This window comes from Streptomyces sp. NPDC001714 (genome assembly GCF_042892755.1).
Lineage (GTDB): Bacteria > Actinomycetota > Actinomycetes > Streptomycetales > Streptomycetaceae > Streptomyces.
Map to the genome: position 1 here is coordinate 17,639 of NZ_JBIAUL010000034.1, position 15,233 is coordinate 32,871.

The window sequence follows — 15,233 nt, forward strand, 5'->3', positions numbered from 1 at the left end:
CCTTCACGGTAATGAATCGATATAGAGATAACCATGAACGTCTCTAGCCAGCACCAAAAAATGCCGGTCAGCACGCCGGAACAAGGACGAATGGCCAGTGATCAGTCCAAATTTTCACCAACTATCCCCTCAGGTAACCAAGTTGCACACAGCACTCATCTCTGAAGTTCACTCAACAATGGCTGTTTTCAGCCATCGGTTGTCGGCTGGAAGAATTTGTGTATAACCTCCTCGCGCCCATCGCCTGCTTAGCATTCGGACGCAACATTGGGGGGGCAGATGTCCGAGATTTCCACTCCGCATTACGTGGGGAAACAAGCCACTAAACGGCCGCGATTTTTCGCCCGTTTTATGTTTACGGCTGCAGCCGGTGTCATGTCGCTGTCTGTGGTGACCGCGGTGCCGGCCGCCGCCGACAGCGGCGGTTCGATGCCGGTGTCCACACCCGCGCCCTCGCTGCCGCAGAGCAGCCCGGACGGTCCGCTGGGCACCACGCGGCCAGCCGACGACTCTGGGCTCTCCAAGGAGCAGGAGGCCGCTCTGGCCGACGCGCAGAGCAAAGCCGCAAGCACCGGGAGCGCCGTCCAGGTGGACGCCCTGACAACCGAGACCGCCACGGTGCGGGCGAATCCGTCCGGCACGGTCACCTGGACCACCACTCTGCTACCCGAGCGGGTCAGAAAGAACGGGACGTGGCAGCCCGTCGACGCCACGCTCCAGCGGAACACCGACGGCACCTACAGCCCCGCTGCGGCCTCCGAGCCGCTCGTCTTCTCCGGGGGCGGGACCGCGCCACTGGTCTCCATGACCAGTGACAAGGCCCAACTCTCCTTCACCTGGCCCCAGTCACTGCCCACCCCCACCGTGTCCGGGGCCACCATCACGTACCCGGACGTGCTCAAGGACGTGGATCTGCGGCTGACCGCCAATACCCTCGGCGGCTTCACCGAACTCATCGTCGTGAAGACCGCGGACGCCGCCAAGGACCCCGCGCTGGCCACCCTGAAGCTGACGACCCACGCCACCGGCGTGGCCGTCACCGACGACGGCCACGACAACCTCCAGGCCACCTCGCCAGCAGGTCAGGTGATGTTCAGCGCGCCGCAGCCGCTGATGTGGGACTCCTCCTCGTCCAGTGGCTCCGCCCGGGCGCGCACCACGTCGGCGGCCACGAACGCGAGCGTCCCCCTTCCGGGAATCGGCGCGCAGGTCGCCCACGTGAGCGACGACGTCAAGGGCACCGAACTCACACTGACTCCGGACCAGGCGCTGCTCACCGGTTCGGATACCAGGTACCCGGTCTACATCGATCCCACTTGGAACCCGCACTACGCGACCGGCAGCAAACAGCACTACGCGGAGACGCAGCAGGGCTGCTCGTCGGCGAAGAACTACGACTCCACGCAGTACGGGGATCCCGGCGTCGGCTACAACAGCTGGTCCGGGTGCATCGGCGACGAGCGCTCCTACTTCCAGCTCGGCATCCCCTCCAGCGTCTGGGGCACCCACATCGTGGCCGCCACGGTCGACGCAAAGGAGAACTACTCGGCCAGCTGCAGCCTGACATCGGACGTCAAGCTGTATCTCACGGGCGCCATCGGCGCGGGCACCACGTGGAGCAACCGGCCCGCCCTGTCCAGCCTGCTGGCAACGAAGAGCTTCGGTCCCGCCTGCACCAGCGAACCGTCCGGCGGGTTCTCGGTCACGTCCACCATCGCGAAGAAGGCCGCCGCGAAGGACGGGAGCTGGACCTTCGCCCTGGTCAACAGCCAGGAGAGCAGCAGCGACGGCAACTACTTCAAACGCTTCGCCAACAACCCCTCCATGTCAATCGAGTACAACCACGTCCCCACGGCGCCCGGAACGCTGGCCGCGAAGTTCGGTACGCACTCGGTCGGCTGTGGAACGGGGACGCCCTACCCCGTGATCGGCAAGACCCTGGTCACCACGCCACCCACGCTCAACGCCGTCGTCAGCGACGGCGACAAGGACGCTTTGGCTGCGACGTACAAGTACTGGGTCAACAGCTCCGCCGCCACCACGACAGCGAGCGCCACCGTCGCCAGCGGCGCCAACGCGCCGAAGCAGCTTTCCTCCAGCTTCATGAGTGGCCTGAAGTCCGGTGACGTGGTCAGCTGGAACGTCACCTCAAGCGACGGCAAGGACACCAGCAAGCCATCCTCCACCTGCCACTTCACCGTCGACCTCACCGCCCCCAACCCGCCCAGCGTCGCCGACCCGGCCGGTCTCTACCCCGAGGACAAACCCGGCGTCACGGCAGCCGGCACCCCGGACACGTTCACGCTCACCACCAACAGCGCCACCAAGTTCCTCTACGAGCTGGACGCCACCCCGCCCACCTCCAACACACCGACTTCCGAGATCGCCCCCGCTACCGCGAACAAAGCCAGCATCACCGTCACACCCACCGCTCCCGGCACCCACACCTTGTACGTCTATGCAGTCGACTCCGCCGGGAACGTGTCCACTCAGCAGCAGTACCAGTTCACCGCGCTCGGCCACGTAGGCAACGCGGACAAGCCGTTCACCAGTCTGCAGGCCGCGTTCAACAACACCGCCGTCACCGACGACGCCAACAAGGCAGCCGCAGACGCGGACGGCTACGGCGCGACCATGTCCCTCCAGGACCTCAAGGCAGCCGGCTGGCAGCCCGGCGGCAAGATCACGGTTGACGGCGCCGCCTTCACCCTGCCCGCCTTCGGCTCCGCCGCCGGCGACAACGTCCTGGCGGCCAATCAGACGATCCAGATGAACGGTACCGGCGGCAAGGCCCTGGTCTTCCTCGGATTCTCCACCTACGGCCTCGTCAGCTCCCAACGCGCCGAGGACGACTACTCCAGTCCCGTCATCCCCGACGGCACCTCGGTCGGCGGTACCGAGTGCACCCTAGGCAACGGACAGTACGAGGACTGCCGCGCAGGCGGCCCCTACGGGTCCATCACCTACGCCGACGGCACCACCGCCGCCTATCACCTGACCGTCCCCGACTGGGTCTACGGCTCCAACGCGCTGGCCGCCGTCACCCTCCCCCACCGCAACCTCTCCACCGGCACGCAGGAAACCCGCAGCACCAACATCTACGCCTTCGCCGTCCCCCTCAAGCCGGGAGCGAAGGTCAGCTCCGTCACCCTGCCCGACCTCACCGCGTCCGCCCGCAAGTACACCCCAGGGCTGCACCTCTTCGGCATGGCCGTCCGCGACACAACCACCGCTGCCAGCGGATCGACGTGGACGGGTGCCTGGAGCAGCCCGAACGAGGGTGCGTTCAACTACGAGAGCACCGACTACAAGGACCAGACCTTCCGCATCACCGCCGACCCCAGCGTGGCCGGCTCCAACGTCCGCCTCAGGCTCTCCAACACCCTCGGCCGCACCCCTCTGACGATCGACCACGCCACCCTGGCCACCCAGCTCTCCAACGCCGTTCCCACCGCCAAACCCACCGACCTCACCTTCAACGGCGGCAGCAAGTCCGTCACCATCCCCATCGGCGGAGAGATCTACACCGACCCGGCCGCCTACACCGCGACCCCCGGCAAACGCCTCATGATCAGCCTCCACCTGGTCAACGACTCGCCCTACCTCGTGCAGCACAGCTGGGCGAGCGCAGCCACCCAGTACGTCAGCGCCGTCGGCTCCGGCGACCACACAGCGGACACCACCGACACCGCCTTCACCGGCACCGGAGTCTTCTCGGGCTACTTCACCAACATCCTCACCGGCATCGACGTCACCACCAGCGACAGCCGGCCCACCGTGGCCGTCCTCGGCGACCAACTCGTCGACCCCTTCGCCGACGCCACCACCCCCGGCCTCACCACGCCCCGCCTCTCCGACGACCTCGCCAACGCCCTCCAGGCGAACGAACAGGGCATACCCGACTACGGCGTCGTCGCCACCGGCATCGAGAACAACCGCTTCACCACCGAACAGGCCCGCGGCGGACCGGCCACCCTCACCCGCCTCGACCGCGACGTCCTCACCCTCCCCGGCATCACCACCGTGATCGTCGACGAGGGACTCGAAGACATCGTCGCCGGAACCGACGACACCACTGTGGAAGAGGCGTACGCCACCCTCGTCGCCCAACTCCGCGGCTGGGGCATCAAGGTCGTCCTCACCACCCTCACCCCCTGCCAGGGTTACGCCCCCTGCACCACAGCAGTCGACGCCAACCGCACCGACACCAACACCTGGATCACCGACCAAGTCGACTTCACCACCCCGAAGGTCAGCTACGCGGACACCGAAACGGCCGTGGCAGTACCCGTCGACCCCAACTCCACGACCGAACCCCTACCACTCAAACTCGACGCCGGCACAGCACCGGAAAACTACGACACCGGCGACCACGTCAACCTCACCGCCAACGGCTATCTCGCAGCCACGGCCACTCTCGATCTGACCGCCCTCGGACCCGACAACTGACAACTGGCCCCGGCGGGGTGCCCGGACATAGACCGCCCGGACACCCCGCCCTCGCCCAAGGGCACAGCAAGGAGCGCTCGTTATGCGCTTGCACCGGAGTAGTCGCTACGGCTGTCGCAGTACTGACTCTCCTGCCGCTGTCGGCCACGAGGTGGGACCGGAGCACATGGCCGGCGGACCTCCTCCACCACGCCGCCACGATCATCCCCCTGCCCCCTCTGGGGAGAATCTGGGGAGTACGAGCGGCGCTGGGGAGCGCGTGGGGAGAATCGACTGCGTAACCGGGCACGAGCGTGAAAGGCCCAGAAAGACGGATCAGCCCAGGTCAGAGGCGCCCCCGGCAGCATCACCGCAGGTCAGCGCCCCCAGGTAGACGACTTCAAGAAGATCTCTTCCTGGGCGGCCATTCTGTTCGCCCCGACACTGGTCGGGACGATCTACGGGATGAACTTCAGGGAGATGCCGGAGTTGCACTGGGTACTCGGTTACCCCTTTGCCATCATCCTGATGGCGATCGTATGCACCAGTTTGTACTTCATCTTCAAGCGGAAGGACTGGCTCTGAGCAACCGGCCGCTGAGAGCCTACGTCAGAGCCGCGTGGGAGCCGGGGTAGCCGGTGGAAGCCCCGCTCAAGGCCACTGGGCGCTCTCCTGAGATCGTCGGCTGCGCGCCACCGAGCCCTTCGCCCGGCCCGATCTCGATGCTGCCGTCCTCGTGCGATCGAGCACACGGAAGCTCGCCGGGTCACGGTCCGCTCCGGGCTCTGTGGTGTTCCGCGTCGCGTCAGGCCCTGAAGAGTCTGACCCGCCGTCGCGGCGGAGGGCGGTGCGACGCCCGTCGCGACCACCAGTGCCGGCAGGACGTCCACGCCGCGTGGCCCCGTCGATGTGTTCCCCGCCGGCACGGAGATCGTATTCCACGGACCCTCCAAAGGCGACGGACCCGGCGGCTCTGCCAACTTGTTGTAAAGAAAGGCCAGTTGCTGCCGAGCGCGATTCACGGCTCCGGTCGCTCTGCGGCTCGGCTGGAAGAGATCAACGTTCTTGTGTGGTTGGGGGGATGCCTGGTAGGACTGTGACGCGCCGTTACCGTCACATGTTCGATTCTGCGGGGGTTCATGTGGTCGCCACGGCCTCGACGTCTTCGCCGCGGCGACGCCCGGGTGCTCCGCGCCCGGCCCCACCGCGGCTTCCCGCCGTTGTCAGGCGGGCCGCACAGCACGGGCTGGTGCTGGCCGCTGTCGCGGTGACCGTGCTGCTGTGTGCGACGGCGCTGGCCGCGCTCGCCGCGCTGGCCGGGAGTTCGGTGCAGGCGGGCGCCGTGCGGCGGCTGGCTGCCGACCTCGACGCGCAGGTGAACGTCAGCGCGTCCTTCCGGGCGGGCGGAATGGCCGCCGCCGATCGCGACGTGCGGGCCGCCGCGGAGCGGGTGTTCGCCGGGGTGCCGCAGCGGACCTACGTGGGACTGCTGGGCACGTCGCCCGTCTCGGTGACAGAGGTCGACGGGGTGGCGGGTCCGCCGCGCGTTCCCGGGGGCAGCGGGCTGCACCCGGTCGCGGTGCAGGACGGGGGCAGGTTCGGGCGGTTGGTCGCCGGACGGTGGCCCGCCGGCGCGGCCCACGCCCCGGCCGGCGCGTTCACCTCGCTCCCCGACGTCCGCGTCGCCACCGGGTCCACCGCCCCGGTCGACGCGGCGGTGCCCGACGCGCTGGCCAAGCGGCTGGGCATCGGACCCGGTTCCGGCGTCCAGGTGCGGGACGCCTTCGGGCGCGCCATGACCCTGCGGATCACCGGCGTCTTCCGGGCGACAGGTGCCGTCGGGTTCTGGCCCGCGATGGCCGGCGACCTGACCGAGGGGGAAACCGCCGACCAGCACCTGCTGGTGGTGTCGGCGTCGGCTCTCAACGGCAGCGCCGTCCTGAACGGGCAGCTGACCGCCCACTGGAGTGTGCAGCCCGACTACTCCCGTCTCGACGCGGGAAGCCTCGCCGGGCTGCACGACCGGCTGCGCGCCTTCTCCGGCAGCCAGAGCCGCGTGTCGGTGTTCCGCGGGCGGCAGCCGTCGCTGGACGACCTGACGGTGGTCTCCGGACTGCCGGGAGCGATCGACGACCTGACGGTGCCGATGGTGGCGGCCCGGTCCTCGCTGTACCTGCCGAGCGTGATGCTGGCGGCCCTCGCCCTGGCCACCCTGGTGCTGGCAGCCCGTCAGTTGACGGTGCGTCGGCGCGAAGAGCTGGCGCTCCAACGGGCCAGAGGCGCCGGGACCCTGCGGTTGCTGCGCGGCGCGTCGGCCGAGTGGGCTCTCACCGGCGTCCCGGCCGCGGCCGCCGCGCCCTTCGTGGCCGGGCTGCTGCACCCCGGCAGTCGGGGCACCGGCGCGTGGGCGGCGGTGGGTCTGACCCTGCTGGTGCACGCCGCGGCGGTGCTGCTGCCCGTGCTGCCGTCGGCGCGGTCACGGCCGGCCCGCGGCGCACGGGCCGCCGCCGCGCAGCGGCTCGGCGCCGACCTGGCGCTGACGGCCGTCGCGGCCCTCGGCTACCTGGAGCTGCGGCGGCACCACTCACTGCTCGCCGGCCTGGGCTCCGGCGACGCGTCCGCGGACCCGGTGCTGGTCCTGGTGCCGGCCCTGGTGGCCGGCGCCGCCGCCCTCCTGCTGCTCCGTCTGCTGCCGTTGGCCTCTGTGCTGCTGGACGCGTTCGGCCGTCGCAGCCGGGGCCTCGTCCCGGCGCTGGCCGGCTGGCAGTTGAGCCGGCGGGCCTCCCGCAACGCGGGACCCGTGGTACTCATGTGCCTGGCCGTGTCGGTGAGCGCTTTCGCCGCCACCGCGCTGGCCTGCCTGGGCGGCCTGGCGTCCGAGGAGGCCGCGTTCGCCGTCGGTGCGGACGTGCGGATCTCCCCCTCCGCAGACGACAGTTACCCCTCCTCCGTACTGGGTGCCGCCTATCGCGCTCTGCCGGCGGTGACGTCCGCGACACCGGTGACGCAGTCGACGGCGAACCTGCCCGGCGGAACCACCGAAGACCTGGTGGGCACGATCGGCGGACCCGCTCCCCGCACCCCGTCACCGGTCGTCTACGGGATAGGGCTCCCCGGGCGTCCGACCGCCCTGCTGCTGGACGAGCGGCTGAGCAGCGACGGCAGCCGGGCGGCGCCGACCCTTGAACTGACCGTGCAGGACGCGTCCGGCATCGCCGGCACCGTGACGGCCCGCCTGCCCGCCGCCGACGGAGCCAGGCACACCGTCGCGGTCCCCCTCGACGTGGCGCTGAGCGGCGGCCACCCGCGGGACTATCCGCTGACGGTGACCGCCGTCAGCGTCCTGCCGCAGCCGAACGTACGCCCCGCGCGGCTGGACCTGGAACTGATCCGGGTGGGCGCGCGCACCACCGCGAACACCTGGATCACCCGGCTGCCCGGTGGGCAGGTCTGGGCCGACGGCACGGACCACGCCGCCGACTCCACCGCGGGGGCATGCCGGGGAAAGCCGTCCGGCGGCTACGGTCCCGGCACCCCCGGGGTGTGCTCGGTCGATCGTGGTGGCTCCGAGGTCCTCCGGACCACCATCAGCACCGGCATCCGGGCCTCCCGGGCAAGCGAGGACGCGTTCGGCGTCCTGGCCGGCAGCGACTACGAGACCCGGCCGGGCAGCCGACTGCGCATCGTGGCGGGCCCGGCCCGCCGGCCGGCGCCGCTGCCGGTGCGCGCTGACGCCTCGGCGCTGAGCGAGGCGCGCCTGGGCGTGGGCAGCACCACCACCCTGGACCTGGGCGGCGCCCAGGTCCCCGTCAAGGTGGTGGGTCGCGTCGACTCGCTGCCCGGACTGGGCCACGGACAGGGGCATCTGATCGCCGACCAGCGCCAACTCGCCACCGCGATGACGCGGGCCGGTGCCGACCAGGGGAGTCCGGCGTTCTGGTGGCTCACCAGCTTCGACAGCGCGCGCACGGCCGCCGCCGCCGACGCTCAGCCCGCGCTGGGGCGCGTCACCACCACGGCCCGCACCGCCGCGGCCCTACGGGCCGACCCGTTCCGCAGCGGGCTGCGCCGGGTGCTGGAACTGGTCCGGTATCTGGCCCCGGGTTTCGCGGTCATCGCCTTCACCGTGCACGCGGTGGTCTCCACCCGGCAGCGTCGCACGGAGTTCGCCCTGCTGCGGGCGATCGGCGTCCGGGCCACAAGCCTGTCCGCGTTGCTGAGCGCCGAGCAACTGGGTCTGGTGCTGTTCGCGGTGGTCCCCGGGGCGCTCATGGGCACGGCCCTGGCATCGGCGGTGCTGCCACTGGTCACCGTGGACGACAGCGGACAGGCCCCCTATCCCCCGCTGCCGCTGGTCGTCCCCTGGGGCACCGTGGCGCTCACCGCGGTGGTGACCGCCGTGGCCGTCGGCGCCGTCGTACTGGCGCTCGCCCGGCTGCTGGCCCGGGTGGACCTGGTCCGTGTGCTGCGAGCCGGGGAGGACCGTTGAGCGGGGCGGCCGGACACGACCGGAAGGGGCGAACGGTGACGCGAACCGTGGGCACGGGCGGGGCGGTGACGCGGCGCCTGATACGCAAGGAGACCCGCGGCGACCTGCCCCTGCTGGCCTGCCTGGCGGTGGTGGTCCTGGTGCTGACGGGGCTCTGCGCCTGGGGCCCCGCCTTCGCGGGCGGCCAGGAGGACCGGGCACTGCGGCAGCGTGTCGACGCCACGCAGGTCCAAGCGCCCCTGATCAGCCTGAGCACCACACCAGAGGTCTTCGGCACCGAGCCGCCCGCCATGGACATGGCCACCTTGCTCGGCGCCGGCCGCACCCTCACCGAGCAGCTCAGCGGCCCCGCCGCCCGGCATGTGACCATCACCGGCGGCGACTACGACTACAACCAGGCGTCCCTGATCTCACCGCGGCCGCCGGGGCCGGCCACCACCAGCACCGAGCTGACGGTCAGCCATCTGCCCTCCGCGCGGGCCCACCTGCACTACGTCAGCGGCCACGCGCCGGCCGACCACACACCGCTGGGCACCGCCCCCCAGATCGGGTTGTCGCAGACCACCGCGCAGGCTCTCGGCGTCCGGGCCGGCAGCCGGCTGACCCTTGAGTTCGCCAAGACCCTCGGGGTACAGAACGCCCCGCCCCGCGCAGTGCTGCTGGTGAGCGGGATCTACCGCCCCACGGCCGCCACCGACGGCTTCTGGTCGGGCCGGGAGACGCTGGACCAGCCGTCACGCTACCCGGCGGAGCACTCCGCCGGCACGGTACTCGCCGTCCGCGGCCTCGTCGGCCTCGACGCCGCCGACCTGCTGGCCGGCCGCGGGGTGGGCGGACCGCGGGTGACCTGGCAGTTGCGCGCCGACCTGTCCGGGGCGGCGCGCGACCGGGCCCGCGCGCTGACCGGGCCGCTGTCCCACTACAGCCAGGACCTCAGCGCCGAGCTGTGCCAGGGGGCCGACCCGATCACCGGCGACCTCAGCTGCCTCGTCGAAGGCCAGGCCACCGGGCCCCTGCTGGTGACCGACTCCCTGACACCGCTGCTCGCCGCCTTCACCGCTCAGGACCAACAGGCAAGGGAACTGGCGACGTTCGCCGTCGACGCGCTGGCCGCGGTCGCGCTGGCCACCGTGACCGTCGCGCTACGGCTGCTGCTGCGCCGAAGGCAGGCGCACCTGCGATTGCAGCGCGCGCGGGGCGCGTCCACCGCGCGGCTTGTGCTGCTGCGCTCCGCCGTGACCTGGCCGGTGGTACTGATCGCCGCACTGCTCGGCTGGGCGGCCGGAGAGGCCTTCGCTCCCCACGGCACGTCCGGATCACCGCGGCCGGTGCCGGCCGCCCTCGCCGCCACGGTGGTGGCGCTGACGGTGCCGCTGATGGCCTGGCTCGCGGTCCGGGAGCCGCGCAGACCCCGCCGGGTGCTGCGCTCACGCCGCACCGTCGCCGTCGGCCGACGCGTGGTCCTGGAGCTGACGGTGCTGATCACGACTGCGGCGGGCGTGGTCGCGCTGCGCTCGCAGGGCCCCGACGGCATTCTGGGCGGGGTGCCGGTGTTGGTGGCGCTGACCGTCGTACTCCTCCTGCTGCGGATCTACCCCCTCGTGCTGCGGCCGGTGCTGCGGCATACCCGGCGCCGCCGGGGAGCGGTGGGCTTCGTCGGGACGGCCCAGGCCGCCCACGACGCCCCGGCGACCGGGATGGCCCTGTTCGTCCTGGTCCTGACCCTGGGTACGGCCGTGTTCGGCGGCGTCGTGCACCGTACGATCGACGACGGCCTGGGCACCGGTGCGGCATGGACCACCGGCGCCGACGCGAGTGCGACCGCGGCCGGGACCGTGACCGTCTCACCGGGGGCCGGCGGCACCGGGACACGGACCGCCCTGCAGCACTTGTACACGCTCGACCTGGCGGGACAGACCGACGGCGCGGTGATCTCCTCGGCCGCCGTGATCACCGTGGATCCCCGGCAACTGGCCGCCGTCGCCCCGGAGTCGCCGCTGGCCGACGCCCTGCTGTCCCGGCTGGGCACCCCGACGGGAACCCGGGCCGGCGCCGGCGCCCCGCTGCCGTCCCTGCTCTCACCCGGCCTGCGGGCGCGCGAGCGCACCGGCGGCTTCACCGCCACGGTCGTACCCGCCGGGGCAGCCCCGGTGAACCTGACCTTCGAGCCGGTCGGCACCCTCACCGCCGCGGAGCTGCGCGACCCTCTTCTCGGGCCCGTCACCGCGCAGCTCCCCGCCGGGACGCCCATGCTGATCACCACCGCCGGAGCCGAGCAGCTGCTGCCCCCGCAGCCCTCCGGAAGCACCGTCCTGCTCCTCAAGGTCGACGATCCCGGCACCGCCGAACCCACGGCGCTGCGGTCGGCGGCGGCCAGGGCGCTCGGGCCGACGGCCCGGATCCGCGTCCGCTCCGAGACGCTGAGCGCCCTGCGCACGGACGGCCTGACGCGGGGACTCGGCACGATATACACCACCAGCTCGGTCCTGGCCGCCCTGTCGGGCCTGCTCGCGCTCATCCTGGAACTGACCCTCACCTCCCACGAGCGCAGCCGCACCACCTCGTTCCTGCGCACGCTCGGACTCGGCGCCCGGGAAGCCGGGGCGCTGCACCTCCTGCAACTGCTGCCGCTGGCGGTCGCCTCGGCGGTGGGCGGCACGCTGCTCGGGCTGCTCGAACCGCGGCTGCTGGCGCGGACACTGGACCTGCGGCAATTCACCGGCGGCCCCGCCCAACCGGCGCTGCGCACCGACTACTCACTGACCGTTGCCATCGTCGCCGGCGTGACCGCACTCATCCTGGCCGCCGCGGTCACCGAGACCGTCCTGGCCCGCCGTCGTGGCCTGGGAGCCGTACTGCGCCTCGCCTGAAGGCCCGGCACACAGGGGGCCGGGCAACCACCGGGCGGCCCGCTCACCGCTCGCCGGCGGCATTCTCAGCGTTCGGGGCCGCCGCCCGCCGCGTCCTGCGCGTCGGACCTCGCCCGGCGCGCGGCCTCGTCGGGCCACACACCGACGTGGTCGCTCTCCAGAACCAGACGCACCCGCTTGCGCAGGTGCAGGCGTTCGGTGAACTCGCCCGGCAACTGCAACCGACCGCTGCCGTCCAGCACCGCGTACTCCTCGGCGGTGAGCACCTCCACGCCGTCCTCGCCGGTGGCGACCCGGCGCAGCACCTCGGTCGAGGTCCGGCCGTCGCGGATCCGTACGGTGCGCTGCACCTGCTCGGACACCAGCGTGTCGTGGGTGACCACGACCACGGTGACCCCCAGGTCCTCGTTGGCCCGGCGCAGCGCCGCGAAGACCTCGTCGCTGGTGGCCGTGTCGAGTTCGCCGGTGGGTTCGTCGGCGAACAGCACCCGCGGCTCGTTGGCGTTGGCGACGGCGATGGCGACCCGCTGCTGCTCGCCGCCGGAGAGCGTGTCGGGGGTACGGTCCCGACAGTGGCCGACCGACAGCAGGTCGAGCAGTTCCTCCGCCCGGGCCCGGCGCCGGGAGCGCTTGATCCCGGTGTACGTCATCGGAAGCATCACGTTCTCCGCCGCCGAGAGGTAGGGCAGCAGGTTCCGGGAGGTCTGCTGCCAGACGAAGCCCACGGTGCGACGCCGGTAGCCGAGCCGCTCACGGCGCTTCATCGCCAGCAGGTCATGTCCGGCGACCTCGGCGGCACCCGCGGTGGGCACGTCCTGGCCGGAGAGTATGCCCAGCAGGGTGGACTTGCCGGACCCAGAGGCCCCGACCACCGCGATCATCTCGCCCTCGGCCACGGTCAGGTCGAGGCCCTGGAGGGCCTGGACCTCGACGCCCTCGGTCTGGTAGATCCGCACCAGGTTCTCGCAGACGACCAGCCCCGCCTCGCGTCGTGGCATGGCGGCCGCCGCGGCCCGCCGGCGTAGCTCGGCCAAGTCCGGTGCCCCGGTGGGCTGTTCGTGAACTGGCACACGGTCCCCCGACGAGGTGAGCTCTGCGGACAACGCTGTCGGACAGTCGCCAGGATAATGCGGAAGCCTGTACGAGGGGCGTGATCCGCCAGGCCGGCGGCGGCACACCGATCAGCATGGCGCGCGGGATCGGTGCCGCTGCCCGCGCCGTCCTCCCCGGCGGTTCCGTCCCGGCCGCCTCGGCAGAGGAGGGTGCCGTCAGTTGTCCTCGATGATGCGCCCGTCGCGAAGTTCGAGCACGCGGTCGGCGAGCGCGAGGAGTTGCGTGTCGTGGGTGGCGACGACAGCGGTGACGGATTCGCTGCGGACCACGGCGCGCAGCAGGTTCATCACGGTGAGACCGGTGTCGGCGTCGAGCTGGCCGGTGGGTTCGTCGGCGATGATCAGGGCCGGGTCGTTGGCGAGCGCCCGGGCGATCGCGACCCGCTGCTGCTGACCGCCGGACAGCTCGCCGGGACGCTGGTCGGCATGGTCGGAGAGGCCGACGAGGGAGAGCAGCAGGCCGACGCGGGCTTCGCGGTCGCGGGCCGGGACCTTCCGCAGGCGCAACGGAACCCCGATGTTCTCGGCAGCGGTCAGATTCGGGATGAGGCCGAAGGACTGGAAGACGAAGCCGATGCGGTCGCGGCGCAGCGCCAGCAGGTCGTCGGCGCCGAGGCCGGCCAGGTCGGTGCCGTCCAGGGTGATGTGGCCGCCGTCCGGAGTGTCGAGGCCGCCGATCAGGTTCAGCAGGGTGGTCTTGCCGGAGCCGGAACGCCCTCTGAGAGCGACGAGTTCGCCGCGCTGCACGGTGAAGGAGACCCTGCGCAGAGCATGGACGGCGGTGTCGCCGCTGCCGTAGGTGCGGCGCAGGTCCTCGACCACCACCATCCCGCCGGCCGGCGTCCCGACGTCCGCAACGGCGCCGTGACCGCTGGGCTGCTCGTACATCTTTCCTCCCCCATCCCGCCTCCCTGGCCGGGGCGGTCCTGCATCCGCACCGTACGGTACGGGGGACCTCCGCCGGAAGGTCAGCCGTAGGCATGCCGTCCGGCGGACGAACCCCGGCCGCCGCGGTCCGGCGCGGGACCAGCGCGCTGGACAGCCGACGGCACCGACGGTCAGGGGGTACGGCCACTGGGGACGGGTGAACTGGTCCCGGGCAGCGTGGTGCCGGCACCGGCGGCTGCCCGGGTGCCGTCGGTACGGAAGAAGCGTGCGGTGGTCACCAGGGCCAGGGCGAGGGCGGCGGGTATCGCGTAGGCGACGCGGAAGTGGCCCGCCGCCCCCAGGCCCCCGCTCGCGCCGGCTCCGACGAGAACGCCGACGTAGTTGAAGACGTTGAGCCGGGCCAGCACGGTCTCGGGGGCGCCGGGTCGCAGCCGGCCGGCGGCGGCGACGCACAGCGGGGTGAGGGCCGCGACTCCGAGGCCGGCACACCCTGCCGCGACGACGGCGGACGGCCAGCTCCGGGCCGCTGCCAGGGCGGCCAGGGCGGCGGCCGCGAGCAGGGCGGCGGCACGGACCACCGCAACCGGCCCGACCCGGCGGACCAGGAGGTCGGCGCCCGCCCTGCCGGTCACGGTGCCCGCCTGGTAGGCCGCGTACGCGAGCGGCGCGGCCGCCAGGGACGCGGCGAGGGTCTGGTGAAGGTAGGCGGTCGACCATGCCGAGACGGTGGAGTCGACGACGTAGGCGACGAGGAGAACGACACCGAAGGGGACGAGCCGCGCCCAGACCCGTCGGCCCAGGACCTCCTCGTCCGGCACCGGCCCGTCGCCGGGCGGGGAGAGCACGGGCGGGAGGACGTGGGGCCGGACGGTCAGGGCCAGGAGGGCCACGAGTACGGCGTGCGCGGTGAGCACGTACTGGATCGGCCAGCCCAGCCGGGAGACGCCCGCCGTCAGCAGCGCGGCCGCCACGCCCGCGGCGCTCCAGGCGGCGTAGAAGGAGGAGAGGATGCTGCGTCCGTAGTGGCGTTCGACGGTGGCCGCGCGGGTGTTGACGGACACGTCGATGGCGCCGAGCGCCAGCCCGAACAGGACGTAGGCGGCCGAGGCGGCGACCCGGCCGGGTGCCCAGGCCACGGCGAGCAGAGCCGCGGCCGCGGTCAGCACCGCCGCACGCATGACGGTGACGGGACCCGAGCGGCGTACGGCGGCCAGCCCCGCGAAGCTGCCGGCACCCGCGGCCAGCGTCAGGGCGATCGTGAGTGCGGTCATCGCCAGGGACGACAACCCCAGATGGAGCTCCACGGCGGGCACGGTGGTGGACACGGCGGCCACCGCCGCGCCCTGGGCGGCGAACACGGTGGCCGTGCCCCGGCGGGCTCCCGCGAGCGGGCCGCCCCGCACGGGCAGAGGGGGAGCCGCGGCTCCGGCGGATGCGGTCATGGGG

The 15,233-nt window shown here is 72.0% G+C and carries 6 protein-coding genes and 1 pseudogene; 4 read left to right on the top strand and 3 right to left on the bottom strand.

Going from position 1 to position 15,233, the window contains the following annotated elements; translation table 11 throughout:
• The first annotated feature begins 375 nt into the window (after window positions 1-375).
• From ACFY0P_RS47750 to ACFY0P_RS47765, 4 genes and pseudogenes are all read left to right on the top strand, one after another.
• On the top strand, window positions 376-4,449 hold the full coding sequence (locus ACFY0P_RS47750; RefSeq protein WP_388928772.1) for a hypothetical protein: 4,074 nt from the start codon (window positions 376-378) through the stop codon (window positions 4,447-4,449).
• Between the two features lie 366 nt (window positions 4,450-4,815).
• Window positions 4,816-5,013 (top strand): annotated as a pseudogene (locus tag ACFY0P_RS47755) (CorA family divalent cation transporter); the annotation flags it as partial.
• Window positions 5,014-5,677: 664 nt separating this feature from the next.
• The gene (locus tag ACFY0P_RS47760; protein ID WP_388928773.1) at window positions 5,678-8,917 is read left to right on the top strand and encodes an FtsX-like permease family protein; all 3,240 of its coding nucleotides are present in this window, start codon (window positions 5,678-5,680) and stop codon (window positions 8,915-8,917) included.
• 35 nt (window positions 8,918-8,952) lie between these two features.
• Window positions 8,953-11,787 (top strand): hypothetical protein, encoded by a 2,835-nt coding sequence (locus ACFY0P_RS47765; protein ID WP_388928774.1) that lies wholly within the window; start codon window positions 8,953-8,955, stop codon window positions 11,785-11,787.
• 65 nt (window positions 11,788-11,852) lie between these two features.
• On the opposite strand, the gene ACFY0P_RS47770 is transcribed toward ACFY0P_RS47765, so the two are convergent.
• From ACFY0P_RS47770 to ACFY0P_RS47780, 3 genes are all read right to left on the bottom strand, one after another.
• Window positions 11,853-12,821 (bottom strand): ABC transporter ATP-binding protein, encoded by a 969-nt coding sequence (locus ACFY0P_RS47770; protein ID WP_388928775.1) that lies wholly within the window; start codon window positions 12,819-12,821, stop codon window positions 11,853-11,855.
• 234 nt (window positions 12,822-13,055) lie between these two features.
• Complete coding sequence (locus tag ACFY0P_RS47775) at window positions 13,056-13,787, bottom strand: ABC transporter ATP-binding protein (RefSeq protein WP_388928776.1); 732 nt, start codon at window positions 13,785-13,787, stop codon at window positions 13,056-13,058.
• A 170-nt stretch (window positions 13,788-13,957) separates the two neighbouring features.
• Window positions 13,958-15,229, bottom strand: coding sequence for an MFS transporter (locus tag ACFY0P_RS47780; protein ID WP_388928777.1), 1,272 nt, complete (start codon window positions 15,227-15,229; stop codon window positions 13,958-13,960).
• Between the last annotated feature and the right edge of the window lie 4 nt (window positions 15,230-15,233).